25 protein-coding genes are annotated in these 24,790 nt (G+C 71.3%); 12 read left to right on the forward strand and 13 right to left on the reverse strand.

Features of this window, described 5'->3' with window-relative positions; all coding sequences use genetic code 11:
* Positions 1-138: 138 nt before the first annotated feature.
* The gene (greA, locus tag ACZ6B8_RS21120; protein ID WP_471078700.1) at positions 139-636 is read left to right on the forward strand and encodes a transcription elongation factor GreA; all 498 of its coding nucleotides are present in this window, start codon (positions 139-141) and stop codon (positions 634-636) included.
* Between the two features lie 81 nt (positions 637-717).
* Here greA and ACZ6B8_RS21125 read toward each other — a convergent pair whose 3' ends face one another.
* The 3 genes from ACZ6B8_RS21125 to ilvA all read right to left on the reverse strand — a co-directional run bounded on the left by ACZ6B8_RS21125 (position 718) and on the right by ilvA (position 3,977).
* Positions 718-1,575, reverse strand: a complete 858-nt coding sequence (locus ACZ6B8_RS21125) for an ABC transporter permease (RefSeq protein ID WP_471078688.1) — start codon at positions 1,573-1,575, stop codon at positions 718-720.
* A complete protein-coding gene (locus ACZ6B8_RS21130) occupies positions 1,572-2,582 on the reverse strand; it encodes an ATP-binding cassette domain-containing protein (protein ID WP_471078685.1) in 1,011 nt (336 codons plus the stop codon). Before ACZ6B8_RS21130 ends, ACZ6B8_RS21125 begins: the two co-directional genes overlap by 4 nt.
* Positions 2,583-2,747: 165 nt before the next feature.
* Positions 2,748-3,977 (reverse strand): threonine ammonia-lyase, encoded by a 1,230-nt coding sequence (gene ilvA, locus ACZ6B8_RS21135; protein ID WP_471078682.1) that lies wholly within the window; start codon positions 3,975-3,977, stop codon positions 2,748-2,750.
* A 157-nt stretch (positions 3,978-4,134) separates the two neighbouring features.
* On the opposite strand from ilvA, the gene ACZ6B8_RS21140 reads away from it, so the two are divergent.
* The 3 genes from ACZ6B8_RS21140 (at position 4,135) to ACZ6B8_RS21150 (ending at position 5,447) form a co-directional block, all read left to right on the forward strand.
* Complete coding sequence (locus ACZ6B8_RS21140; RefSeq protein WP_471608152.1) at positions 4,135-4,653, forward strand: MarR family winged helix-turn-helix transcriptional regulator; 519 nt, start codon at positions 4,135-4,137, stop codon at positions 4,651-4,653.
* Between the two features lie 63 nt (positions 4,654-4,716).
* A complete protein-coding gene (locus tag ACZ6B8_RS21145) occupies positions 4,717-5,199 on the forward strand; it encodes a sigma factor-like helix-turn-helix DNA-binding protein (protein ID WP_471608153.1) in 483 nt (160 codons plus the stop codon).
* Positions 5,196-5,447 (forward strand): hypothetical protein, encoded by a 252-nt coding sequence (locus ACZ6B8_RS21150; RefSeq protein WP_471608154.1) that lies wholly within the window; start codon positions 5,196-5,198, stop codon positions 5,445-5,447. Before ACZ6B8_RS21145 ends, ACZ6B8_RS21150 begins: the two co-directional genes overlap by 4 nt.
* A 28-nt stretch (positions 5,448-5,475) precedes the next feature.
* On the opposite strand, the gene ACZ6B8_RS21155 is transcribed toward ACZ6B8_RS21150, so the two are convergent.
* On the reverse strand, positions 5,476-6,630 hold the full coding sequence (locus tag ACZ6B8_RS21155) for a cystathionine gamma-synthase (protein WP_471078670.1): 1,155 nt from the start codon (positions 6,628-6,630) through the stop codon (positions 5,476-5,478).
* 101 nt (positions 6,631-6,731) lie between these two features.
* Between ACZ6B8_RS21155 and ACZ6B8_RS21160 the strand changes: the two genes are divergently transcribed.
* A complete protein-coding gene (locus ACZ6B8_RS21160) occupies positions 6,732-7,850 on the forward strand; it encodes a hypothetical protein (RefSeq protein WP_471608155.1) in 1,119 nt (372 codons plus the stop codon).
* 100 nt (positions 7,851-7,950) lie between these two features.
* Complete coding sequence (gene msrA / locus ACZ6B8_RS21165) at positions 7,951-8,661, forward strand: peptide-methionine (S)-S-oxide reductase MsrA (RefSeq protein ID WP_471078664.1); 711 nt, start codon at positions 7,951-7,953, stop codon at positions 8,659-8,661.
* A gap of 497 nt (positions 8,662-9,158) precedes the next feature.
* On the opposite strand, the gene ACZ6B8_RS21170 is transcribed toward msrA, so the two are convergent.
* The 3 genes from ACZ6B8_RS21170 to ACZ6B8_RS21180 are packed head-to-tail and all read right to left on the reverse strand — an operon-like array spanning position 9,159 to position 11,355.
* On the reverse strand, positions 9,159-9,842 hold the full coding sequence (locus tag ACZ6B8_RS21170) for an ANTAR domain-containing protein (RefSeq protein WP_471608156.1): 684 nt from the start codon (positions 9,840-9,842) through the stop codon (positions 9,159-9,161).
* Positions 9,843-9,886: 44 nt separating this feature from the next.
* The gene (locus ACZ6B8_RS21175; protein ID WP_471078658.1) at positions 9,887-10,615 is read right to left on the reverse strand and encodes an ANTAR domain-containing protein; all 729 of its coding nucleotides are present in this window, start codon (positions 10,613-10,615) and stop codon (positions 9,887-9,889) included.
* A gap of 5 nt (positions 10,616-10,620) precedes the next feature.
* Positions 10,621-11,355 carry a GAF and ANTAR domain-containing protein gene (locus ACZ6B8_RS21180; protein ID WP_471078655.1) on the reverse strand — a complete coding sequence of 245 codons (735 nt, stop codon included), beginning with the start codon at positions 11,353-11,355 and terminating at the stop codon, positions 10,621-10,623.
* A 357-nt stretch (positions 11,356-11,712) separates the two neighbouring features.
* Between ACZ6B8_RS21180 and ACZ6B8_RS21185 the strand changes: the two genes are divergently transcribed.
* The 3 genes from ACZ6B8_RS21185 to ACZ6B8_RS21195 all read left to right on the forward strand — a co-directional run bounded on the left by ACZ6B8_RS21185 (position 11,713) and on the right by ACZ6B8_RS21195 (position 13,893).
* The gene (locus ACZ6B8_RS21185) at positions 11,713-12,462 is read left to right on the forward strand and encodes an ANTAR domain-containing protein (protein ID WP_471078652.1); all 750 of its coding nucleotides are present in this window, start codon (positions 11,713-11,715) and stop codon (positions 12,460-12,462) included.
* A 134-nt stretch (positions 12,463-12,596) separates the two neighbouring features.
* Positions 12,597-13,256: an ATP-dependent Clp protease proteolytic subunit gene (locus ACZ6B8_RS21190; protein WP_471608157.1), complete on the forward strand. Its 660-nt coding sequence runs from the start codon at positions 12,597-12,599 to the stop codon at positions 13,254-13,256.
* Positions 13,257-13,284: 28 nt separating this feature from the next.
* Entirely contained in the window at positions 13,285-13,893 is a 609-nt protein-coding gene (locus tag ACZ6B8_RS21195; protein ID WP_471079880.1) for a ClpP family protease, read from the forward strand.
* A gap of 8 nt (positions 13,894-13,901) precedes the next feature.
* On the opposite strand, the gene ACZ6B8_RS21200 is transcribed toward ACZ6B8_RS21195, so the two are convergent.
* Both ACZ6B8_RS21200 and ACZ6B8_RS21205 read right to left on the reverse strand, forming a co-directional pair.
* The gene (locus tag ACZ6B8_RS21200; protein ID WP_471608158.1) at positions 13,902-14,312 is read right to left on the reverse strand and encodes a helix-turn-helix domain-containing protein; all 411 of its coding nucleotides are present in this window, start codon (positions 14,310-14,312) and stop codon (positions 13,902-13,904) included.
* An 86-nt stretch (positions 14,313-14,398) separates the two neighbouring features.
* Positions 14,399-15,298 carry a helix-turn-helix domain-containing protein gene (locus tag ACZ6B8_RS21205; RefSeq protein WP_471078641.1) on the reverse strand — a complete coding sequence of 300 codons (900 nt, stop codon included), beginning with the start codon at positions 15,296-15,298 and terminating at the stop codon, positions 14,399-14,401.
* 139 nt (positions 15,299-15,437) lie between these two features.
* Between ACZ6B8_RS21205 and ACZ6B8_RS21210 the strand changes: the two genes are divergently transcribed.
* Entirely contained in the window at positions 15,438-16,490 is a 1,053-nt protein-coding gene (locus ACZ6B8_RS21210) for an NAD(P)-dependent alcohol dehydrogenase (RefSeq protein WP_471078638.1), read from the forward strand.
* Between the two features lie 194 nt (positions 16,491-16,684).
* A complete protein-coding gene (locus ACZ6B8_RS21215) occupies positions 16,685-17,071 on the forward strand; it encodes a VOC family protein (protein WP_471078635.1) in 387 nt (128 codons plus the stop codon).
* On the opposite strand, the gene ACZ6B8_RS21220 is transcribed toward ACZ6B8_RS21215, so the two are convergent.
* The 4 genes from ACZ6B8_RS21220 to ACZ6B8_RS21235 all read right to left on the reverse strand — a co-directional run bounded on the left by ACZ6B8_RS21220 (position 17,053) and on the right by ACZ6B8_RS21235 (position 23,064).
* Positions 17,053-17,505: an ASCH domain-containing protein gene (locus ACZ6B8_RS21220; protein ID WP_471078632.1), complete on the reverse strand. Its 453-nt coding sequence runs from the start codon at positions 17,503-17,505 to the stop codon at positions 17,053-17,055. The two genes, ACZ6B8_RS21215 and ACZ6B8_RS21220, sit on opposite strands and share 19 nt — an antisense overlap.
* A gap of 127 nt (positions 17,506-17,632) precedes the next feature.
* Positions 17,633-20,980: a S8 family peptidase gene (locus ACZ6B8_RS21225; RefSeq protein WP_471608159.1), complete on the reverse strand. Its 3,348-nt coding sequence runs from the start codon at positions 20,978-20,980 to the stop codon at positions 17,633-17,635.
* A 235-nt stretch (positions 20,981-21,215) separates the two neighbouring features.
* On the reverse strand, positions 21,216-22,481 hold the full coding sequence (locus ACZ6B8_RS21230; protein WP_471078626.1) for a L,D-transpeptidase: 1,266 nt from the start codon (positions 22,479-22,481) through the stop codon (positions 21,216-21,218).
* Positions 22,482-22,716: 235 nt separating this feature from the next.
* On the reverse strand, positions 22,717-23,064 hold the full coding sequence (locus ACZ6B8_RS21235) for a hypothetical protein (RefSeq protein ID WP_471078623.1): 348 nt from the start codon (positions 23,062-23,064) through the stop codon (positions 22,717-22,719).
* A gap of 110 nt (positions 23,065-23,174) precedes the next feature.
* Between ACZ6B8_RS21235 and ACZ6B8_RS21240 the strand changes: the two genes are divergently transcribed.
* The gene (locus tag ACZ6B8_RS21240; RefSeq protein WP_471608160.1) at positions 23,175-23,531 is read left to right on the forward strand and encodes an LAETG motif-containing sortase-dependent surface protein; all 357 of its coding nucleotides are present in this window, start codon (positions 23,175-23,177) and stop codon (positions 23,529-23,531) included.
* Positions 23,532-24,790: the final 1,259 nt, after the last annotated feature.

The following is a 24,790-nucleotide window of genomic DNA, read 5'->3' on the forward strand; positions in this document are numbered from 1 at the left end:
CGGGGACGCAAATGTGGCGGCTTATGTCCTGCCCTTTGGGCGCCTGAATTGTTAGGCTCGTGGTTTCGCCCACCCGGGAAGGAACATCCTTCTGGGTAGGGCGATGCTTTGTATTCCCAGTACCTACGAGGAGCACCTGTGACCCAGACCAGCGAAAACGTCACCTGGCTGACCCAGGAGGCGTACAACCAGCTCAAGGCCGAGCTGGAGTACCTGTCTGGTCCCGCGCGCACCGAGATCGCGGCGAAGATCGCGGCAGCGCGTGAGGAGGGCGACCTGCGCGAGAACGGCGGGTACCACGCGGCCAAGGAGGAGCAGGGCAAGCAGGAGCTCCGAGTCCGCCAGCTGACCCAGCTCCTGGAGAGCGCGCGGGTCGGCGAGGCGCCGGCCGACGACGGTGTGGTGGAGCCCGGCATGGTCGTCACCATCGCCTTCGACGGCGACGAGGACGACACCCTCACCTTCCTGCTCGCCTCCCGTGAGTACGCGAGCGGCGACATCGAGACGTACTCGCCGCAGTCCCCGCTGGGCACGGGCGTGAACGGCAAGAAGATCGGCGAGAACGCGGAGTACGAACTGCCGAACGGCAAGTTCGCCTCCGTCAAGATCCTCGAGGCGAAGCCGTACAAGGCCTAGCGCTCTCTCCGGGCTCCGTCGACGACCGGGCCCCCGGCACCGTGAGTGCCGGGGGCCCGGTCGTTCTCGCGCCGGGGCGGGTCAGGCGGTCGCCGAGCGGTACTTGCGGACCGCGAGGGTGCGGAAGACGACCAGGATCAGCACCGACCACAGGACGGACGCGATGACTGGGTGCTGCATCGGCCAGGCGTCCGGGGTCCGGAAGCCGGGCGGCAGGTTGCCGAACAGCTCGCGGCAGGCCTGCACCGTGGTGCTGAAGGGGTTCCACTCGGCGATGTGCCGGAAGAACGTCGGCAGGTTGTTGGAGTCCACGAAGGCGTTCGAGATGAACGTCAGCGGGAAGAGCCAGATGAGCCCGCCGGAGGTGGCCGCCTCCGGGGTGCGCACGGAGAGGCCGATGAGGGCGCCGATCCAGGAGAACGCGTACCCGAGCAGGAGCAGCAGGCCGAAGCCGGCGAGGACCTTCGCGACGTTCTCGTGCGCGCGCCAGCCGATGAGGAGGGCGACCAGGGCGAGCACGACCAGGGTCAGCGCGGTCTGCGCGAGGTCGGCGATGGTGCGGCCGGTGAGCACCGCGCCGCGCGCCATGGGCAGCGACCTGAAGCGGTCGATGAGGCCCTTGTGCATGTCGTCGGCGATGCCCGCGCCGGCGCCCGCCGTGGCGAACGTGACGGTCTGGGCGAAGATGCCGGCCATGAGGAACTCGCGGTAGTCCTGGGAGGACAGCGAGCCGCCGACCTGGATGGATCCGCCGAAGACATACGTGAACAGGACCACGAACATGATCGGCTGGAGCAGTCCGAAGATGACCATCTCGGGGATCCGACTCATGCGGATCAGGTTCCGCCGGGCCATGACCAGGGAGTCCCTGACGGACTGGCCGATGCCGCCGGCGGGGCGGGGCCCCGCCGTGCGCACGGTGTCGGAGACGGTGCTCACTTGTCGGCCTCCTTCTTGCGCTCGGACCTGGCGGGGGCGTCTTCGCCGCCGGCGTTCTCGTCCGCCTCCGCGGCGACGTGACCGGTGAGGGAGATGAAGACGTCGTCGAGGGTGGGGCGGCGCAGGCCGATGTCGTCGATCTCGATGCCGCGGGCGTCCAGCTCGCGGATGACCTCGGCGAGGAGCTTGGCGCCGCCGGTGACGGGGACGGTCAGCTTGCGGGTGTGCTCGGCGACGGCGACCTCGCCCTTGCCGAAGCCGCGCAGCACCTCGACGGCGGTGGCGATGTGGCCGCCGTCGTGCACCACGACCTCGACGCGCTCGCCGCCGGTCTGCGCCTTGAGCTGGTCGGAGGTGCCGCGGGCGATGACGCGGCCGTGGTCGACGACGCAGATGTCGTGCGCCAGGTGGTCGGCCTCTTCGAGGTACTGGGTGGTCAGGAGCAACGTGGTGCCGCCCGCGACGAGTTCCTGGATGACTTCCCACAACTGCTGGCGGTTGCGCGGGTCGAGGCCGGTGGTCGGCTCGTCCATGAACATCACGGGCGGCGAGACGACGAGCGCGGCGGCGAGGTCGAGCCGGCGGCGCATGCCTCCGGAGTACGTCTTGGAGGGGCGGTCGGCGGCGTCGGCGAGGTGGAACCGGTCGAGCAGCTCGGCCGCCCTGACCTTGGCCTCCTTGGCGCGCATCTGATAGAGCTGGCCGACCATCTGGAGGTTCTCACGGCCCGTCAGATATTCGTCGACAGCGGCGAATTGGCCGGACAGTCCGATCGAGCGCCGGACCTCGTTGGGGTTCTTCAGGACGTCGATGCCCGCGACGACCGCCTTGCCGCTGTCCGGCGTGAGCAGGGTCGTCAGGCAGCGGACCGCGGTGGTCTTCCCGGCGCCGTTCGGCCCGAGCAGACCGAGCACGGTTCCCTCCGGGACATCCAGATCGACGCCGTCCAGAGCCCGTACGTCCCCGAAGGTCTTCACCAGACCTTCGGCGTAGATGGCGCCTGGCATGTGGGTTCTCCCCTGGTGTGGGTGACTTCCTACGGATGAGCTTAGATTTGCCGGACCGCACACGCCCGGCGACCGGTGACGCGGAACACACCATAACGCGATACATCGCGTCGGCTCAGCTGTTTTCCCAAGACCGTCGCGCGGGGTGCCGCCGGCCGGCTCGGCTCAGGCGATGACCGTGTAGCCCGCCGCCTCCAGGGCCGCGCCCACCTCGCCGCAGTGGACCGGGCCCTTCGTCTCCAGGTGGAGTTCGACCTCGACCTCCGTGAGGCCGAGGCGGGGGTCCGTGCGGACGTGGCTCACGTCCAGGACGTTCGCGTCCATCCCGGAGAGGATGGTGAGGAGCGTGGCCAGGGCGCCGGGGCGATCGGTCAGGCGCAGGCGCAGCGACAGGTAGCGGCCCGCCGCCGACATGCCGTGCCGCAGGATCCGCTGCATCAGGAGCGGGTCGACATTGCCGCCGGACAGCAGCGCCACCACCGGCCCCTCGAACCTCTTCGGGTCGCTCAGGAGCGCGGCGACCGGGCTGGCCCCGGCCGGTTCCACCACCATCTTGGCGCGCTCCAGGCACAGCAGCAGCGCGCTGGAGAGCTCGTCCTCGGAGACCGTGACCACCTCGTCGACCAGCTCCTCGACCAGCTGGAACGGCACGTCACCGGGGCGGCCGACCTTGATGCCGTCGGCCATCGTCGCGGGGTTGCGGATCGACACCGGGTGCCCGGCCGCCAGCGAGGGCGGGTACGCCGCGGAGCCCGCCGCCTGCACGCCGACCACCCGTACGTCCGGGCGCAGCGCCTTGACCGCGACCGCGATGCCCGCGGCGAGACCGCCGCCCCCGACGCCCACCACGATGGTGCGCACCTCCGGGCACTGCTCCAGGATCTCCAGGCCCACCGTGCCCTGCCCCGCGATGATGTCCGGGTGGTCGAAGGGGTGGATGAAGACGGCGCCCGTGCCGCGCGCGTACTCCTGCGCGGCGGCCAGCGTCTCATCGACCACCTGGCCGTGCAGCCGCACCTCCGCGCCGTACTCCCGGGTCGCCGCGACCTTGGGCAGCGGCGCCCCGGCGGGCATGAAGACCGTGGAGCGCACGCCGAGCAGCGAGGAGGCCAGGGCCACGCCCTGCGCGTGGTTGCCCGCGCTGGCGGCGACGACCCCGGCGGCCCGCTCCTCGGGCAGCAGGCCCGCGATCCGCACGTACGCGCCGCGCAGCTTGAAGGAACCGGTCCGCTGGAGGTTCTCGCACTTCAGGTGCACCGGGGCGCCGACGAGCCCGGACAGGTGCCTGCTGCCCTCCAGCGCCGTCGTACGGGCCACTCCGGAGAGCATCTTCTGCGCGCCGCGGACGTCGTCGAGCGTCACCGTCGGCAAGGAGTCAGGCGTGCGATAGCTCATGTCGGCAAGTCTTGCAGCCACTGCCTGAGTCCTCCTCGGGTGACCAAGGGACGAGACCGTTCTCCCCGTAGGTTTACGCAGCGCAGGTACGGTACGCCCCGCAGCCGCGTACCCTGTCCCCCAACCCATCGCCCTCGCATGAAGTGAGCCCCCGGCCATGCCCACAACTCCGGACATGACGACCGCCAGCGACCCCGGCCTCCTGGACAGCCTCCAGCACCAGGTGGCCGTCTTCGCCCGCCGAGCCGAGCAGACCCGCCTCGGCGGCGTAGGCCAGGTCCGCAACTCGATGGACCGCGCCGCGTACCTGCTGCTCAACCGTCTCGACAAGGAAGGCCCCATGGGCGTCAAGGCGCTCGCCGCGAGCATGGGCATCGACTCCTCGACGGTCACCCGCCAGGTCGCCCCGCTGGTCGACACCGGGCTCGTCAAGCGCACCTCGCACCCCGAGGACGGCCGGGCCGTGGTGCTCCAGCTGTCCCCGCGCGGCCAGGCCAGGCTCGACGAGGTGCGCTCCTCGCGCCGCGAGCTCATGGCCGAGCTGACGCACGACTGGGACGCGGAGGAGCGCGAGAGCTTCTGCGCGCTCCTCACACGCTTCAATTCCGCCCTCTCGGCGCGACAGACGTCCCACGCGGCACCGACGGGAGAGGTTCCGGCCACTCCGGAGTCTTGACCCCGGCCCGCTTCTGGCATCGGATGAGACCGGGATCCCCCTTCCTTCCGGCCGGGAGGCGTGGTGCGAGAACGGCAGGCGCTCCAGAGCGCCCGCCGTGCCCGGGAGTTCGAGGCGTTCGTCGCGGGCGCGGCAGGGCGGCTGCTGCATGCCGCCACGCTGCTCACCGCCGAGCTTCCCGACGACAACCCGCGCGCGCGTGCGCTGCTGACCGCGGCCCTCGCGCACACGTACGCGACGTGGGACCGGCTGCGCGGCGAGGACCCCTACGACCGCACCCGCCAGCAGGTCGCCGTCCGCTTCGCCCGGGACGCCTGGCGCCGCCACCGCGGCCACGGCGGGGTCCTGGACCGGCTCAGCCCCCAGGAGCGGCTGATTCTCGTCCTGCGGATGTACGAGGGCGTGGCCGAGGAGCAGACGGCGGCGCTCCTCGGGCTGCCCGCCGACCGGGTCGCGGCGATCTGCGCCCGCGCGACGGCGACAGCCCTGCACCCGCCGTGCGGCCCGGCCCCGGCCCGCACGCTGACCGGGACGGCGCCCTCATGAGCCAGTACGAGCGCAAGGAAGCGGCGATCCGGCGTCTCCTGGAGAGCGCGCCGGCCCCGGTGCCGCCCGACCTCTGCGGCGACGCGGTGCGGCGCGGCAGCCGGATGCTGCGGCGCCGCACGGCGGTGCGGCGGTTCTTCTGGGTGCTGCTGTTCGCCGCCGCGGTGGCGTTCGTCGTGTGGGCGTCCCTCGCCCGGCCGTGGGTGGAGCCGCCGTCGGACACGACCCCACCCCTGACCCGCTGGTGACGGCGGGGTCCCGGGGGGCGACCGGGTCCTAGCCGAGCGCCTGCTGCAGGTCGGCCAGCAGGTCGTCCGCCGACTCGATGCCCACGGACAGGCGCACCAGGTCCGCGGGGACCTCCAGGGCCGAGCCCACCACCGAGGCGTGCGTCATCCGGCCCGGGTGCTCGATCAGCGACTCGACGCCGCCGAGGGACTCGCCCAGCGTGAACAGCCTGGCGCGGTCGCAGACCGCGACGGCCGCCTCCTCGCCGCCGTCGACGCGGAAGGAGACCATCCCGCCGAACGACTTCATCTGCTTGGCGGCGACCTCGTGACCGGGGTGCTCCGGGAGGCCCGGGTAGAGGACCTGCGTCACGCGCGGGTGCCGGGTCAGCATCTCGGTGACCTTCGTGGCGTTCTCGCTGTGCCGGTCCATGCGCACCGCGAGGGTCTTGATGCCGCGCAGCACCAGCCAGGCGTCGAACGGGCCCGCGACGGCACCCATCGCGTTCTGGTGGTACGCCAGCTCCTCGCCCAGCGCCGCGTCGTTGACGACGAGCGCGCCGCCGACGACGTCCGAGTGGCCGCCCATGTACTTCGTCATGGAGTGCACGACGACGTCCGCGCCGAGCGCCAGCGGCTGCTGGAGGTAGGGGCTCGCGAAGGTGTTGTCGACGACGAGGCGGACGCCGGCCTCGCGGGCGATCTGCGCGACGGCGGCGATGTCGGTGATGCCGAGCAGCGGGTTGGAGGGGGTCTCCACCCAGATCGCCTTCGTACGGTCGGTCAGCGCGCCCCGCACGGCCTCCGGGTCGGAGGTGTCGGCCACCGACCAGTCCACGCCCCACCGCGAGACGACCTTGGCGAAGAGCCGGAAGGTGCCGCCGTAGGCGTCGTCGGGGATGACGACGTGGTCGCCGGGCGAGAGCAGCGCGCGGAGCAGGCAGTCCTCGGCCGCCAGTCCGGACGCGAAGGCGAGTCCGCGGCTGCCGCCCTCCAGGGCGGCCAGGTTCTCTTCGAGGGCGGTCCTCGTCGGGTTGGCGCTGCGGCTGTACTCATAGCCGCCGCGCAGGCCCCCGACGCCGTCCTGCTTGTAGGTCGAGACCTGGTAGATGGGCGGGACCACGGCGCCGGTGAGGGGGTCGGCGGTGTTGCCCGCGTGGATCGCCACGGTCTCGAAGCTCTGCGTGCTGTGCGAGTCACTCATGTGGCCTGAGCGTAGTGCGCGCGCGGGCCCGCGTGCCGGGTCGGTCCGGGTACGTCCCGCCAGGTTCGCCAATTGCCGGACGCTTCTGGTTCGCTTGTGTCATGGAGATTCTCTGGGTCCTGTTCGCGGTGATCATGATCGGTGCGGTCCTCGGACCCGTACTGCTGCGCAGGCGGGGCGGGATCCGGCAGGTCGCCCCCGGCTCGCCGGACGCCGCGGACCCGGAGAACTACGGCTTCCTGCGCCAGGAGGAGCTGGACATCCGCATGCCGGGGCCGGACACCGATCTCCTGGAGGTCCTCGACCTGGTGCAGCGCACCCAGGAGTGGAAGGCGGCCTCGCAGCTCCTCGCGGGCACGGAAACGCACGGCGAGCGGCGCTGGCAGCGCGTGCAGGCGTTCGCGGGCGCGGCCTCCCTGGAGTTGCAGCACCGGCCGGGCGGGGTCAGCGACAGCCCCGGCGGGCAGTGGCTGCGGGTGTGGCGTGCCGAGGCGCCCAAGGACGCGGGCGGCGCGGCGGTGCACGCGGAGTTCCTGGTCCAGCAGGCCTGGCGGACGGCGACGCAGGGGACGGACGAGTTCCGGATCATCCTGGAAGAGGCCAAGGAGGCGTGCGCGCAGGCGGCGCTGCTCGCTCCCGGTGACCCCGTCCCGTACATCGTCGAGCTCTCCATCGCGCGCGGACTCGCCTACCCCCGCGAGGAGTTCGAGCAGCTCTGGCTGAAGATCCTGGACCGCGCGCCCGCGCACATGGGCGCGCACCTGGCGGCGCTGCACTACTGGTGCGAGAAGTGGCACGGCTCGCGCGACCTCGCGTACAGCTTCGCCGAGGCGGCCGCGTCCCGCGCGCCGCGCGGCTCGCTGCTCGCCGCGCTCCCCCTCTTCGCGGTCTACGAACACCTGCCCGAGGTCAACCTGGTCCGCGGCTTCTACCAGAGCGAGATCGTCACCAAGGCCGTCGAGGGCGCCCTCTTCGCGGTGCACTCCGCGCGCGCCGACGACCCGATGCTGGCGCACGTGCGGCACCTCCTCGTCTTCTTCCTGGTGCACTGCGAGCGCTGGGGCGAGGCGATGAACCAGCTGGTGCACGTGGACGGCCACGTCGGGGCGCTGCCCTGGACGCTCTCCGGGGACCCCGCCGGGGGCTACGCGGTGTACCGCGCGCTGGCCGTCGCCGGGTACGAGGCGAACGGCGGCAGCCCGGCGACGCTGCCGCACTGACGCCCGCGCGGACCGTTCGCCGGCGCCGCGGCGGCCGGAATGCGACGCGGTGTCGCCGTGTTGACGAGGTAGACCCCTGCCCCGCACGAGGAGAGACCCCATGATCTTCGGCCGCACGCCCGAGCTCCCCACCCCCGAGCAGGCCCTGAAGGGCCGGGCGACCCCGGAATTCGAGGTCCCCTCGCGCCACACGGTCCTCGGCAACCCGCTGCTCGGCCCCTACCCCGACGGCCTGGAGGTCGCCGACTTCGGCCTGGGCTGCTTCTGGGGCGCGGAGCGCAAGTTCTGGCAGACGGACGGCGTCTGGACGACGTACGTCGGCTACCAGGGCGGCTTCACCGAGAACCCCTCGTACGAGGAGGTCTGCTCGGGCCTGACGGGTCACACGGAAGTGGTCCGCGTGGTCTTCGACCCGGCCCGCGTCTCGTACGCGGAGCTCCTGAAGCTCTTCTGGGAGTCCCACAACCCCACACAGGGCTTCCGCCAGGGCAACGACGTCGGCACGCAGTACCGCTCGGCGGTCTACACCCACTCCCCCGCCCAGGCGGAGGTGGCGGCCGCGTCCCTGGAGGCGTACCAGCAGGTCCTGACGGCGGCGGGCCACGGCACGATCACGACGACGGTCCTGCCCGCCGAGCCCCGCCCGCTCTGGCCGGCCGAGCCGTACCACCAGCAGTACCTGGACAAGAACCCCGACGGCTACTGCGGCATCGGCGGAACCGGCGTGAAGCTGGGTGACCCGTTCGAGACCAACTGGGGCGTGGCCTGCCCGACCGGGATCGCGCCGGCCCCGGAGACGGCGCAGCAGTAATCGCGATCGCGGCACGCGGCAACCGGCCCGACTGCGAGTACGCTCGAAGGCGAGGCGGCCGGCATTTCGCTGAGCGGTGCCGGCGCCCTGGGAGACGGCCGCCGCCGACATCATGAGTGGCGGCGACCGTCAGTGCGCGAAGTGGCCGGCTCCCCTCCGACGCCACCTCGCGCGGGTGTCCTCCCGGCTCGACCAGGACGCGGGATTTCCCTGACCGGGCGGCATGGAGGACAGCGGCTGGAGCCGTGGCGTCGGCGATACGGCTCCAGCGGGCCTCATGTGGTGCGGTGACGCACGACCCGGGGGCTGGGAGTCGATGGCCGGAGCGGCGGGCCGCACGTTCGCGGGCCGGACGCTCCTCTGTCCAGCAGGGTAGAGCGCGCGTGCTCCCGGTGGGAATGGCACCCGGGCGCTTCCCTGCACATCTGTCCGAAAAGGGCGGCCCCGGCGGAGCGCCGTCCGGGCCGTCCTCGCGCGGTCGCGGGGTCCGGCGGGTGTCAGTCCAGGGTGTGGTGGGTCAGGACGTGTTCCGCGGTCTGGTGGAGCGGCTGGTCGTGCCGGAAGGCGTGGGCCCGCATGCGGGCCAGGGCGTCGTCCGGGGCCAGCCGGTACTTCTCGGCGAGCACACCGGCGGCCATGTGGACGCTGGGCGGGTAGCCCTGCGGTCCCGGCCGGGTGGGTCGGTGCGCGCCCGTCAGCAGGTGGGGATGCTCGTCGAGGGCGAGCAGCGCGAGGATGCGGGCGTAGGCCCGGCCGCGGGCCTTCTGCGGGGCGCGGAGGAGGCCGGGCTCGATCCGGTAGAAATCCATGGCACCGAGACAGAGGTGGCCGACGGCCAGCGGCACGGCCGTCACGGAGCGCACCTGCTGTCCGGCGGCGGCCTGGGTGTACGCGGGCCATCGGCCGAACGCCTGATGCAGGTCCGCCACTTCGATCAGGGTGCGTCCTACGTACGCGTCGGTGCAGGGGCCCTCTCCGGTGGTGAGCTGGGCGTCCTCCAGACGGCGGGCACGCTCGTCGCTGGCGTGGCCGAGGAGACGCAGTTCACCGGCGACGACCAGGCTCACGCCGAGGCAGTCGACCTCCAGGTCGCCCGCGCAGGCCCGGGCGGCCGCGGCGAGGGAGACGCTGCCTTCGGCGTTGATCCGGTGCCACGCGGCGGCGTGGTCGACGTCGTCCATCGAGTGCCTCTCGACGATCGGGGTGCCTCGGCACGAGGGGGCCGTCAGGGATGCCGGATGACCTCCGTGTCCAGCTGTCCGTCGATGAGCTGACGGCACAGCAGGGACAGGCCGAGCTGACGGGACCGGGCGTAGCGGCGCAGCGCGTCGAACGCCTCGTCGACGCCGACGCCCCAGCGCTCGGCGAGGATGCCCTTCGCCTGCTCGATGACGATGCGGCTGGTCAGGGCCGCGTGCATCTGGGCGCGCTGCTGGTTGGCGTGGGCGATGGTGCGGTGCTGCAGGATGGCGATGGTCGCCACGTCCGCGAGCGACTGCGCGACCCGCGCGTCGGTCGCCGACAGATCCTGCGTACGGGTGTCGAAGAGGTTCATCGCGCCGATGACGTCCTCGCGCAGCCGCATCGGCAGGGCGTGCGTGACGCGGAAACCGGCGTCACGGGCCCGGCTCGCGAAGACCGGGAAGGGGGCGGTCTGCACGGGCGAGCAGAGATCGATGTTCAGCCGGGCCCGGCCGCTCCTGCGGCACTCCACGCACGGCCCTTGTTCGTGCTGGAGAGCGAAGAGCTCCAGCAGGCGGGCGTGCTCGTCCGAGGCGGCGATCAGCTGCAGGGTTCCCCCCGGGTCCTCCAGCATGACGCCCACGGCGGACACGTCGAGCAGCTCGACGCTGCGGTCGCACAGGGTGTGCAGGAAGTCGATCAGGTCGAAGTCGTCGACGAGCGTGTCGACCGCGTCGATGACGGCTGCCAGCAGGCGTTCTTCTCGTGTCATGGCCCTCAGTCCCTCCGCCGGCCACGCGCGCCCGGCTCGTCTTCGTCGTCTTCGCGAAAGTGCACCCGGCGGGCCACCACGTCCTCGGCGACCTCGGCCAGCGGCAGCCCCTGGCGGAAGGCGTGCGCCCGCAGCCTGACCAGCGCCTCGGCCAGGGACACCCCCGCCTGCACGCTGATCATCCCGGCGGCCTGGTGCACGGCGGCCCGGTAGAAGTTCGAACTGTCCTCCGCGTCCGCGAAGGCCTCCCACGACTCCCCGTCCTCGACGAGTGCGGCGGTCAGCGCGTGCGTCACGATCCAGGCCTCGGTCAGCGCCGTCTCCCCCAGTCCGCCTGGCTCCGCACGCTGCAGGGTCATGGCACCAAGGCAGGCGCCGCCGACACGCAGCGGGAAACAGAACACCGCCCCGATGCCCAGATCGAGGGCCTCGGGCAGCAGCGCGGGCCACCGGCCCGACGGTTCGCGCGACAGATCGGGGACGGAGAGGGGCCGACCGGAGGCGGCGACCTCCGGACCCGGTCCCTGGCCCAGGGTGTACTGAAGGTCTTCCAGCTGGGTGCTGGTTCCCGGCGTGGCCCACAGCAGTTCGGTGAGCACGCCGCCGAACATCACGGACACGGCCACCCCGTCGACCCCCAGGGCACGCGCGCAGCGCTCCGCGTCCGCGCCGACCAGGCCTCCGCTGCCGGGGGCCGGACGCAGACTCTGCAGTACGGCGGCAAGGTCACCGTCGACCACGTCTCGCCACCCCCTGCCTGACGGAACTCATTCGGGATCCGGCCCGCCCAGTCTATGCCGGTGAGCGGTCCCCATGAGGGCCGTAGCGGCGCTTCGCGGGGCGCGGACGCGTCATGGGGCACGAACCCGCCACGGGCGCGGACTCCTCGCGGGCATGGGGTACGCCGGGCCCCGCGGGAGCGTACGGTGGACATACAGGCTGCCCGCGCCCCCACAGCCGGTTTCGTCTCGTACGGTAACCCTGACATTGGCTTCCGATCATGGGCAGCATCGGCGGTGAGTGCCAAAGATCGGAAGCATGGTCATGCGTACCTCCCTGGGCACCCGTTCGTCGCCCGTCCCGTCCGTCCGTCTCCCGTGACCACCGCGCGGGCGGCAGCCGTCGAGCTGGCCGCCCTGCACGTGGAGCGTCCCGATCCGTCGGACAGCCTGGTGCGTTCCTGCCGGGCCGGGCTGAGCCTGGCCTGTTCGGTCGGCCTGACCCTGGCGACGGACGCCGCGCTGGCCCAGCGCGTCTCCCTGGCCGCCGTCGGCCCGCTGGCGGGCCGGGGCGAGGCCCTGCAGATCAATCTGGGGGAAGGGCCGTGCGTCGAGGCGCTCAGCGCTCTGCGGACGGTGCTCGTCCCCGATCTCGACGACCCCGACACCACCAAGGGCTGGCCCGTCTACGCCGAGCAGGGCCGCGCGTACGGCATCCGGTCGGTCTTCGCGTTCCCCGTCGCCCACTCCAGCTCTACGAGCCCTCGGCCGGGGCTCGTCCTGTCCCTCTACCGCGACCGGCGCGGCGAGCTGCCGGAGGCGGATCTGGTGACGGCCCGCACCCATCTGCACGCGGCCGAACTCATCCTCCTGACCGTGCCCGCCCCCGGCGCGGACGAGGCCGCGGACGCCTGGCTCCTGCCGGCCGACGCCGTCGTCCACCAGGCCACCGGCGTGATCAGCTACCGCCACTCGCTCACCGCCGCCCAGGCGCTGGCCCTCCTGCGCGCCCACGCCCACACCCGCCAGACGGATCTCGTCACCCTGGCCGACGCCATCGTCCACCACGGCCTGCACCTCCCGCCGCCGCCACCGCCCCCGGCCGCGCCGGACCCCGCCGGCCCCTGACGGCCGGCTCCCGGCGCCTCTGCCGTCGGCGAATCTGCCGAGGGCAGAGATCCCTGTCATCGGGCTCCCTCCGGGTCAACAGTGAAGTCGTGGCGCGGCGTTGAGAGCCGCCGCCAGGACTTCAGGGAGGCGCCATGACAGGACTCGACAGCGGCTGGAACGCGGCGGCGCGGCCGCGGGCCGAGGACGGGGAGACCGCTCCGTCGCGGTTCGACGACCATCTGGCCGCACAGTTGCTCAACCAGCGGATCGTGTTCCTCGGGACACAGGTCGACGAGGTGTCGGCCAACCGCGTCTGCGCGCAGATGCTGCTGCTGTCGGCGGAGGACGCGAAGACCGACATCAGTCTGTACATCAACAGCCCCGGCGGCTCCGTCACCGCCGGGCTCGCCATCTACGACACGATGCGGCTCATCCCCAACGACGTGTCCACCCTCGCCATGGGATTCGCCGCGAGCATGGGGCAGTTCCTGCTGAGCGTGGGCACCCCCGGCAAGCGGTTCGCGCTGCCCAACGCGCGGATCATGATGCACCAGCCGTCGGCGGGCATCGGCGGCACCACCGCGGACATCGCCATCCAGGCGGAGAACCTGGAGTTCACCAAGCGGGCCATCGAGCGGATCACCGCCGAGCACACCGGCCAGAGCGAGGAGACGATCTCGCGGGACGGCGACCGCGACCGCTGGTTCACCGCCGAGCAGGCCAAGGAGTACGGGATGGTCGACCACGTCGTCGCCGCCATGGAGGACGTGCGGCCCGCGGGGTCGAAGCGCCGTATCGGGCTCGGGATCTGAGGGGCTGTCAGCGATGAATCAGCACACGATGAGTCAGTACACCATTCCCACCGTCGTCGAGCGCACTCCGCAGGGCGAGCGCGCGTACGACATCTACAGCCGGCTGCTCTCCGAGCGCATCATCTTCCTCGGCACGGAGATCGACGACGGCGTCGCCAACGTCGTCATCGCGCAACTGCTCCACCTGGAGTCGTCCGCCCCGGAGCGCGAGGTCGCCGTCTACATCAACTCGCCCGGGGGCTCCTTCACTTCACTCATGGCGATCTACGACACCATGAGCTTCATCAGCGCGCCGATCTCGACGTTCTGCGTCGGCCAGGCCGCCTCCACGGCCGCCGTGCTGCTCGCCGGCGGCGACCCGGGGCGGCGGTTCGTCCTCGACCACGCGCGCGTGCTGCTCGGCCAGCCCGCGAGCCGGGGGCAGCAGGGCACCGTGTCCGACCTCAGCCTCCAGGCCAAGGAGATGCTGCGGATCCGCTCGCAGGTCGAGGAGGTCCTGGCCCACCACACGCACCACGACGTGGCGACCCTGCGCGCCGACATGGACCGCGACAAGGTCTTCACGGCGCAGGAGGCGGTGGCGTACGGGCTCGCCGACCAGGTGCTCAGCAGGCGGGCCATGCCGGTCGCCGCCTGAGCCCGGAGTCAGGCCGCCAGGCGGACCTCGGCCTGGTACGACGCCCTGGCCGGCCTCACGCGGGGAAGGCCGGCCAGCCGCGTCTGGGCCAGCGACAGCAGGTCGGGCAGGCCCAGACCGAGCGCGCGGGCGGCGGCCGCGAGGACCTCGGACGAGGCCTCCTTGCGGCCCCGCTCCAGCTCGGAGAGGTAGGGCATGGAGATCCGGGCGGCGTCCGCCACGTCCTTGAGGGTGCGTTCCTGGGCCAGGCGTTCGCGGCGCAGGACATCGCCGACGACGTCCCGCCAGAGGGGCTCCTTGGCCTCCCCGGCCTCCTTCGCCGCCTCACCCGCGGGGCGCAGGGGGACGACACGCGCCCCGTACGGATTCGGCTGACGCTTCGGCGCGTTCTGCGGCTGTCGTACCTCGTGGCTGCTCACTCCCTCAGCCTAGGAGCGGGACCGCCACCGGGGCAGCACGCGGCGTTCCGCCACCCGCGAAATCCCGGCCCGCCGCCGGGTCCCGGCTACTTCGCCGCCGTGCCCACCGACGACGCGTCGCGTCCCCAGCTGGCCAGCAGCCTCAGGCCCTGCGCCGACGCCGAGTCCGGCTCCGCGTGGTACATCACCATCTGCTGGTCGCCGTCGTCCGGCAGCCGCAGCGTCTCGTACGAGAGCGTCAGCTCGCCCACCAGGGGGTGCCGCATCTGCTTGACGCCGTGGCCCTTCTCGCGGACGTCGTGCGTGGCCCACAGCCCCCGGAACTCCTCGCTCTTCACGGAGAGTTCGCCGACCAGCGAGGAGAGCCCGGGGTCGTTGGGGTAGCAGCCCGCGTCCATGCGGAGGTAGCTGACGATGTCGGACGCCTTCTGCTCCCAGTCGGTGAAGAGCTCGCGCGAGCGCGGGTCGAGGAAGCAGATGCGCGCCCAGTTGCGCTCCTTCGGCGACAGCTCGCCCCAGTCGCCGAAGAGCGCCGCGGCCATCGCGTTCCAGCCGAGGATGTCGGTGCGGCGGCCCACCACGTACGCGGGCACGCCCGTGACGGAGTCCAGGAGCTGCTGCAGCGCGGGCCGCATGTGCTGCGGGCGCACCGCCTTCTTCTTCTTGTGCGCCTTCGGCTTCGCGAGGTGCGTCAGATGGGCGTGCTCGGCGTCGGTGAGGCGCAGGGCGCGCGCGATGGCGTCCAGGACCTCGGCCGAGACGTTGCGGCCGTTGCCCTGTTCGAGCCGGGTGTAGTACGCCACGGAGACGCCGGCGAGCTGCGCGAGCTCCTCGCGGCGCAGGCCCGGCACCCTGCGGTGCCGCCCGAAGTCCGGCAGGCCGACGTCCTGCGGCTGCAGCCGCGCCCTGCGGGTGCGCAGGAACTCGCTCAGCTCGGCCCTGCCGTCCAGCGGGCGGCCCGCCGGGGCCGTGGGGTTGTCGTCCATGAACTCCAGTATCCAGGGTCGGGACCCGGCAGCCAGGGGTCGTACGACCGGGAGCCTGACCTTGCCAGTGGTAGGCACAGTGGTCGTAGGCAGCGTGGAGGCCTGGGTGACACCGCAGGTCAGTGGCAGCCTCGGAGGCATGACTGAGCAGATCACCACCGTTTCCGCCTACGCCGCTCCCGCCCCCGAGGCGCCCCTGGAGCGGACCACCGTGCCGCGCCGCGCCGTCGGCGAGCACGACGTCCTGATCGACATCAAGTACGCCGGGATCTGCCACTCGGACATCCACCAGGCCCGCGACGGCTGGGGCGAAGGCATCTACCCGATGGTGCCCGGCCACGAGATCGCCGGTGTCGTCACCGAGGTCGGTCCCGGCGTCACCAAGTTCACCGTCGGTGACCGCGTGGGCGTCGGCTGCATGGTCGACTCCTGCCGCGAGTGCGAGAACTGCAAGGCGGGCCTGGAGCAGTACTGCGTCAAGGGCAACGTCCCGACGTACAACGGCCTCGGCAAGGACGGCGAGCCGACCTACGGCGGTTACTCCACGCACATCGTCGTGGACGAGGCGTTCACCGTCCGCATCCCCGAGGGGATCTCGCTGGACGTGGCCGCGCCGCTGCTGTGCGCCGGCATCACCACGTACTCCCCGCTGCACCGCTGGAACGCGGGCCCCGGCAAGAAGGTCGCCGTGGTGGGTCTCGGCGGTCTCGGCCACATGGCCGTCAAGATCGCGCACGCCATGGGCGCCGAGGTGACCGTCCTTTCGCAGTCGCTGCGCAAGAAGGACGACGGGCTGCGGCTCGGCGCCGAGCACTATTACGCGACCAGCGACGAGGCCACGTTTGAGCAGCTCGCGGGCTCCTTCGACATGATCCTGTCGACGGTCTCGGCGCCGCTGCCGCTGGACAAGTACCTGGGCCTGCTGCGCTCGGAGGGCGCCTTCGTGAACGTCGGCGCCCCGGAGGAGCCGGTCTCGCTCAACCTCTTCTCGGTGATCGGTGGCGGCAAGACCCTCGCCGGGTCGATGATCGGCGGCATCCAGGAGACGCAGGAGATGCTGGACTTCTGCGCCGAGCACGGTCTCGGCTCGGAGATCGAGCTGATCCGCGCCGACCAGATCAACGAGGCGTACGAGCGGGTGCTCGCCAGCGACGTGCGGTACCGCTTCGTGATCGACACGGCGACGATCTGAGCGGTCCGGCCCTCGTGAGGGGCGTGGCCCGCGTCAGGGACGTGGCCTGAATCCGGTGCGTCATGGGGCCTAGGCCTCATGGCGCACCGTTTCGTTCCCCCGACCGATACGGCGACCGGGCACCCGGACCTACCGTTGTCCCCGTCAGCGACGGACCGCAGACGGACAGCTGACGGACAGCAGGAGGTCACATCATGTCGATCGAGCTGAACCACACCATCGTCGCCGCCTCGGACAAGCAAGCGTCCGCCCGCTTCCTCGCGGACATCCTGGGGCTGGAGGTGGGCCCGCGGTACGGGCCCTTCGTCCCGGTGGAGATCCCCAACGGCGTGACCCTGGACTTCTACGACGGGGACGGCGCCCCGCGCTCGCCGCAGCACTACGCCTTCCTCGTCTCCGAGGACGACTTCGACGCGATCTTCGGCCGCATCAGGAGCCGGGGCCTCGCCCACTGGGCCGACCCGCACCACAAACGGCCCGACGAGATCAACACCAACGACGGCGGTCGCGGCGTCTACTGGGAGGACCCCGACGGCCACAACCTGGAGATCCTCACCCGGCCCTACGGCAGCGGCGCCTGAGCGCCGCTCACCAGCCGGAAGCGCTCCAGGACGAGTTCGGTCGTGTCGTCCACGGTGAAGCCGGGGTCGTCGAGGGCGGCGCGCATCGCCTCGCTGTGCCAGAAGCTCTCATGTCCCGTGCGCCACTGGGCGACGGACGTGTAGCCCTCGCCCTCGTCCATGGCGTGCGCGAGGTCCACCTCGGCGAGCGGTGCGACGCGGACGCCGGTGATCTCGATGACGCCCACCGGCCGGTCGTCGGAGTCGACGAGGACGGAGCGCGCCCCCACGACGGGCAGCGGTTCTCCGTCGCGTTCGTAGCCCGCGAGCAGTCCCGTCGTCGAGGTCTTGGACCCGTCGAGAATGGCGGCCACCAGCCGGTCGCGCAGGGGGCCCGGGAAGGCGAACTCGGCCTTGGGCAGGTCCTCGTGCGCGGTCGGGGGGATCTTCGTCATGGGGGCACAGTAGCGACGGCGGGGCCCGTCCCGCCTCCGCGTTTCGACGCGACGCGGCGCCGACGGTCGTCTGCTCCGTCGGCGCCGCGCCCGTTCACCTCACTGACGGGACGTCAGTGCGGCGGACTCACTTGCCGTAGTACGCGTTGTAGACCGACAGCGTCGACTTGTTGCCCTTCTTGTCCGCGATCTTGGCGTGGAACGAGATCCCCTTGTCCTTCGCGGGGTTCTTCACGGAGATCTTGCCACCGGTGACCGTGGCCTTCTTCCAGGTCTGGCCGTAGTCGTAGGAGACGTACACGGCCAAGGACTTGAGGTTGGCGCCCGCCGCCGAGCCGAGGACCGTCACCGGCACCGACTGCTTCTCGCCCGCCTTCGCCCTGCTCCACAGGTCGACCGCCGGGCTGAACCGCGCCGTGGAGACCGGCAGCTTCGCGTGGTCCGCCTTCTTGGAGCGGAACGAGAAGCTCGCGTCGACGCGCGTGGTGGCCGCGCCGATCTTGACGCTGCGCTTCACCGATGTCGTCAGCTTGTACGCCGCGTCGCCCGAGGGCACCTTGAACGGCTTCTCGCCGACCAGCGGATCGTCGTTCTCGGCGACCTTGGTGCCGTTGCGGTACAGCGTGGTCTTCACCGACGAGTACAGCGAGTAGCCGGCGTGCGTCTTGCCGTCCGCGTACAGCGGGAGGTACCCGGAGATCTCGTCGGCGTCCCGGAAGACGCCGTACACGCCGCCGATGCGCGGGCCGAAGACGGCCGTGTTGAACGTCTTCTCGTAGCTCTTGCCCGCGCTGAACGTCTGCGGGGTACCCAGCGAGTAGCCCACCTCGGTCGTCGGGAAGCCGTCCTCGTCGGCCGGACCGTTCTGCTCGAAGTCCAGGCCCCACTTCACCTTGTCCCCGGTGGACACGAGGAGCGTGCGGGTGGTGGGCAGCTTCGTCCGGACGCCCACGGACCAGCCGCTGTCGGAGGTCGGCAGCTCGCCGTACGCACGCAGCGAACCCGTCTTGCCGCGCACGGAGGCGCCGAGTCCGGCCTTGACGGTGGCCAGCTCGCTCGCCTTGTAGTGCTTGGTGTAGCCGGTGGAGAACTGCTTCACCGGGCCGCCGGCGAGGGTGTTGTACTCGGTGTTGTCCCCCTTGGTCCAGACGGCCGACCACTGCTCGTCGATCGTGACCCCGCTCGGGGCGGCGCCGACCGAGCCGGTGCGGAAGTTCTTGTACTCGTCCAGGAGCCAGCCGAAGCCGGCGTTGAAGTCCGCGGTCCCGACCGTGTACTCGGGCGCGGCCAGCACACCCGTGACACCGGTGTCCGGCACGGTGATGTCGACCGGCTTCGCGGTCCGCGCGTCGACCGTCACCGTCGTGTCCTTGGTGATGTCGAGCTTCGGCTGGGCCAGCCAGTCGACGCCCTTGGAGAAGTCCGCCGGGTCGGCCACGATGTTGGAGTTCAGGACGTAACCGCCCTTGGGAACCCGCACCTTGACGGTTCCGGAGGCGTCGTAGGGCGACAGGTCGACGCCCTTGGCCCCGCCGGTGAGACCGAGCAGGGAGACGTCGAAGTTCTTCGTCGGCTGCCCGTCACGCCCGAGGTACTTCAGGGTGAGGTCGTACGACTCCACCTCGCGGTCGACCGCGACGGCGGTGCGCACGCTCTGGCGGGCGCCGGCCGCGACGACGTACGCGGAGTACGCGCCGTCGACGGTGCCGCCCAGCTTGGTGTCCGCCGTCAGGTCGACGGAGGCAGTGCCGCCGGCGGGGACGGTGACCTTCTTCGCGCCGAGGGTGAAGAAGCCGGCCGGGGCCGGGCGGCCCTTCGGGTCGGTTGCGGACACCGTCAGGTCGAGGGTGACCTCGTCCTTGCCGAGGTTGCGGTAGGTGACCTTCTCGGTGACCGGCTTGTCGTCGGCGTGCGGCCACTGCTGCGTGCCGAAGCTCACCGACACCGGGTCGGCGACGACGGTCTGCTCGATGGCCCGGTCGACGGCGATACGGCCGGACCCCTGCTGGAACGGCGTGTACGCGCCGGGCTTGGTGGAGCCGGTGAGGGCGCCCTTGAGCTCGGCCTGCTTCCAGTCGGGGTGCTGCTGCTTGAGCAGGGCGGCGGCGCCCGCGACGTGCGGGGTCGCCATCGACGTACCGGAGATCGTCAGATAGCCCTCGGGGTTCTGGCCGACCTCCTTCTCGATGACGCTGCCCGGCGCCGCGGCGGCCGTGATGTCCACGCCGGGCGCGGTGACGTCGGGCTTGATCGCACCGTCGCCGATCCGCGGGCCCTGGCTGGAGAAGTCCGCCAGCTTGTCGTCGTCGTCGACCGCGCCGACGGTGAGGGCGGCGTCCGCGCTGCCGGGCGAGCCGATCGTGCCGGGCTCGCCGTCGTTGCCCGCGGCGATCGCGAAGAGGATGCCCTTCTCCGCGGAGAGCTTGTCGACCTGGGCCTCGAGCGGGTCGACGCCGGGACTGTCGGGGCCGCCGAGGCTGAGGTTGACGACGTCGGCGCCCTCGGCCGCCGCCCAGTCCATGGCGGCGATGATGCCGGAGTCCTCGCCGTAGCCGTCGTCGCCGAGGACCTTGCCGTTGAGCAGCTTGGCGCCGGGTGCGACGCCCTTGAACTTGCCGCCGGACTTGGCTCCCGTACCGGCCGCGATGGACGCGACGTGGGTGCCGTGGCCGTAGTGGTCCTTGACGTCGGCCGACTGCGAGAAGTTCTTCTCGGCCACCACCTGGTCCTTGAGGTCCGGGTGGGTGGTGTCGACACCGGTGTCGAGGACGGCGATCTTGACGCCCTTGCCGTCGTACCCGGCGGCCCAGGCCTTGTCGGCACCGATCTGCTTGACGCTCTTGTCGAGGCTCGCCTTGCGGACGCCGTCGAGCCACACGTGGCCGATGCCGGACGCGGCCGTGCGGGCCCCGTCCTTGCCGCTGGTGAGCGCGGCCCACAGGTCGGCCGCGTCGCGCTTCGGCGTGGTGACGGCGTCGGCGTTCAGCGAGGTCAGGCTCCGGCGCACCGTGGTGTCACCGGCCGCGCGCACCTCGGCCTTGGCGCCGCTCGCGGCACCCTTGTAGCCGACGATGACGCGCAGGCCCTTCCGCTGGGCCGCGCGGTTGCGCCTGGTGTTCAACTCGGTGATGTCGAACAGGCGTTGGTCCACCTTGCCGTCGGCTATCAGCCGCCGGGCGTCCGCGGGTATCAGGAGTGTGTGCCCGGCGCTGCGCCGCACCTGGACGGGGATGTGCTCCCGCCCCGCGGCGCGGTCCAGCCCGATCACCCGGCCCTTGGCGTCGACGACGGCCCGGTCGCCGGTGATCAGGGTGACGTGGGTCGTGCCGACGCCCCCGCTGGCCGTGCCCCCCGCCGCGATGGCCGGACCGGTGGCGGGGTCCGCGGCCGCGGGGCTGGTCATGCCCGCCGCGAGGGCCACGGCGACCGCCGCGGCCGTACCGACCCCGCACGCTCTCTTCACTTGTCTGTGCAAGTCTCCCCCTGGAGGTAAAGGGGCTCGCGCCCCTCGGATGTCGAAGTATGCCGAGGGGCGAACACCTGCTCAACAGTGATACAGAAGTACGGAGTTGAGGCGGCCAGAATTCATCGCTCCGTCACAGGCGAAGGCCCGCATCCGGACATTTCCGGGTGCGGGCCTTCGTCGTGCGACCGTCGTACGCGACCGACCGTCGTACACGGCCGACCGTTGCCACGGCCGCGGCGGTGGGTCAGACGGCGGAGCCGGCCTTCCACTGCGCCCAGTCCATGTTCCAGCCGTTGAGGCCGTTGTCCGGGGCGACGACCTTGTCGCCGGTGTTGCGTACGTCGACGACGTCACCGGTGATGGAGTTCTCGTAGAACCAGGAACCCGGCGTGCTCTTGTCGCCCGCACCCTTGGCGTCCTGCAGGCCGATGCAGCCGTGGCTGGTGTTGGCGCCGCCGAAGATGGACGGCGAGCCCCAGTAGTTGCCGTGGATGAAGGTGCCGGAGTTCGACAGGCGCATGGCGTGCGGCACGTCCTTGATGTCGTACTCGCCCTTGCCGTCACCGTCCTTGAAGCCGACGGTGGCGCCGTCCATGCGGGTCTCCTTGAACTTCTCGGAGATCACCATCTTGCCGTTGTACGTCTTGTTCTCGGGCGAGCCCGCGGAGATCGGAATGGTCTTGACGACCTTGCCGTCCCGCATCACCTTCATCTGCTTCGTCTTGGCGTCGACGACGGAGACCTGGTTGCGCCCGATCTTGAACTGCACGGTCTTCTGCTGCACGCCGGTCACGCCGTCGGCGCCCTCGACGCCGTCGAGGTTCAGCTTCAGCGTGACGGTGGAGTTGCCCTTCCAGTACTGCTCGGGGCGGAAGTCCAGGCGGTTGTTCCCGAACCAGTGACCGACGACCTCCTGGCCGCTGGTGGACGACACCTTGATCGCGGACTGGACGTCCTTCTTGTTGGTGATCCCCTTGTCGAAGTTGAGCGACACGGGCATACCGACGCCGACGGTGGAGCCGTTCTCCGGCGTGAAGTTCGCGATGAAGCTGTTGGCCTTCGAGACCGTCGTGAATGCCGAGTTCTCGTGCGCCTTGCGGCCCTCGGAGTCCTGGGCGGTGACCGAGATCTTGTACTTGGTGGCGCGCTCGAGCTGGCCGCTCGGCTTCCAGCTCTTCTTGTCCGCGGCTATCTGCCCCTGCACGGCGGCGCCGCCGTCGGCCGGCTTCATCGTCACGTCCGTGAGGGTGCCGTCGCTGACGGTGACCTTGGCCGCACTGTTGATGCTCGCGTTGTCGGAGCCGTTCTTCGGCGCGATCTTGATCTGGGCGACTGAGGACTTCTTGGCGGCCGCCTCGTCGACCTGGTTCTGCGACTCCTTGCCGCCCGAAGCCTTGTCGCCGTCGTCACCGCTGCACGCCGAGAGCACGAGCACACCGCCCACGAGGGCGGACACGGCCGCGACGCTCTTGCGCCGGCGCCCGAAACCACGACGCCTACTGTCCGTCATCACACGCATCTCCATAGTTGCCGAATCCCCAGGACCAACCCCCGAGAGTCCCCGTTTCCCCGCCCGCATAACGTCCTGCCCGGTTCGTCCCGTTCCACTACCGCGACGAATGTGGGGAACACCACGTTCGCGGTACTGGACCGGGCTCGTGTCGACCATCGTGCTCGGTGGGACGACAGAACCCCGGGCGGCGGTTGCTGCCCGGGGTTCCCGTTTCCGGATTCTTCAATCCGGGCTACAGCACGTCGTCCTCGTTCACGTCATCTTCGTCGTCATCATCCTCGTCCGTCTCCCAGTCCGGCGAATCGGGGTCGTAGTCGATCATTTCGCTGCTCCACGAGGCCTGTGTGAGCTCGGTCCCGGGGACCTGGCTGACCAGGTCGAAGGGGTCCACGAGGTAGGCGAGCGCCTCGGCGACGTCCTCCTGGACGGCGGCCTCGGCGTGCGCGCGCTCCTCGGCGGGCATCTGCTCGTCCTCGGCGATGTGTCCGAGGGCGGCTCCGGTCAGCTTCTCGGCGTCATCCACCGCGACGACCATTTCGACCCGCAGTCGCACATACCGTGATGTCTCGTCTCCACTCATGGGACGGAGCGTACGGCCCTCTCCCCTCGCGACTTTCCCGCGACCCGCCCCTTTCATTAGCATCGCCCCACACGGCCAATTCGCCAGCTCCACAAGGGGGATCCGATTCCGTGTCCGCACGTCGATCGCTGCTGACCACCGCCGCAGCGGGAGCCCTTCTCGGCGCCCTGTGCTTCGTCCCCTCCGCGAACGCGACGGCGCCGGCCGACCCGTCTGCGTCGACATCGACATCGGCGTCGGCGTCGGCGTCGGCGTCGGCGTCGCACGAGTCCCGCGACGACCGCTTCACGACTTCCGCCGCGCCGGACCACCGGACCACCGCGGCCTCGGGCCGCCTCGCGGAGACCGGGGGCTTCGACTCCACGCCGTACGTGATCGGTGGGACGGCGTTCCTGGGCCTGGGTGCGGGGTTCGTGGTCTTTTCGGTACGGAGGGAGCGTGGGGGCGGGGGAAGCGCGGCGTACTGATACGTCGTCCCGGGGGGTGCCTGCGGTGGGGCGGCGCCTTTGCCGGTGGCCGGGGGAGTCTTCGGTGGCCCGGCGCCTTTGTCGGTGACCGGGGCCGCCCGGGTGAGAGCGGAGTGTGGCGCCTCCGGGCCGGCAGTAAAGGGCGCCCTTCGGGCGTCGGCTTCGCCGATTCCGCTGCGCTCCACCCTTGACTCCCGTCCCTCCACCGCAGTGACATGTCCGACCCGGCCGGCCAGGGGATGGCGGCGGACTTAGCCGGTCGGGTCATCGGCTTTCGTCGCCGGGTGCGGTCCGGCCCATCGTGGGCGGACGCCTCGGTGCGCGCTCGGCCAGCCGCCCGGCCACGCCGCTCGGGCCATCCACTTTCGTCGCCGAGTGCGGACCGGCCCATCGTGAGGCGACGCCACGGTGCGTGCTCGGCCCACGGCCGGTCTGGGCGGGTCATCGGCTCGCGGTGCCGGGTGCGGACCGGCTCATCGTCGGCGGATGCCACCTTCGATGGACTGCCCGCCGAGGGGGTCTGGCACCTACTTCGGGAAAGTTGCGAATCAGGAAGCCGCGCGCCCCCCTGCCACAACCCAAGCGCCCCCGGAACCAGCTAATCCGCCGTGAGGGATGGGGCGGACAGGTCCTCTGCGGGACACGGGAATCCTGGGACGGGCGGAATCTCATGGCGCATGAGGCCTGCGAGACGAGGGAGTTGAGTGGGGCTGCTGGGCTCGCGTAGGCGGTGGGATCCTGCGACCGCCCCACCCGCCCGGCGGCGCACAAGGCACGGGAAGGGGGGCGCGCAGGGCAATGCTTCGCAACTTTCCCAAAGTAGGTGGCCCGACCCCAGAGCAGACGGCCGCATCTCCGGCCCACCCCGCACTCCGCCCCTGACACCCGCCCACGATGAACCACCCCGCACCCGGCAGCGAAAGCGGATGGCGAACCAAACCCCAACCCTCCACTGAGGCCAGAGGGCGGGGTCACGCCCCGGGGCGCATTCGCGTGATGGCAGGGGGTGCGCAGCGTCTCGATTCGCAACTTTCCCAAAGTAGGTGCCCGACGCCGAGACCCCGGCCCGCGCAGCCGCCCCCGCGACGACCGGGACGTCGGCCCACGATGGCCCGGTCCGCACCCGGCAGCGCGAGCCGATGACCCGACCAGCCGGGCCGCGTGGCTGGCCGAGCACGCACCGTGGCATTGGCTCACGATGGGCCGGTCCGCACCCGGCCGCGAAAGGTGATGACCCGACCGGCTAGGTCCGCCGCCAT

The organism is Streptomyces sp. NPDC041122, assembly GCF_055592445.1.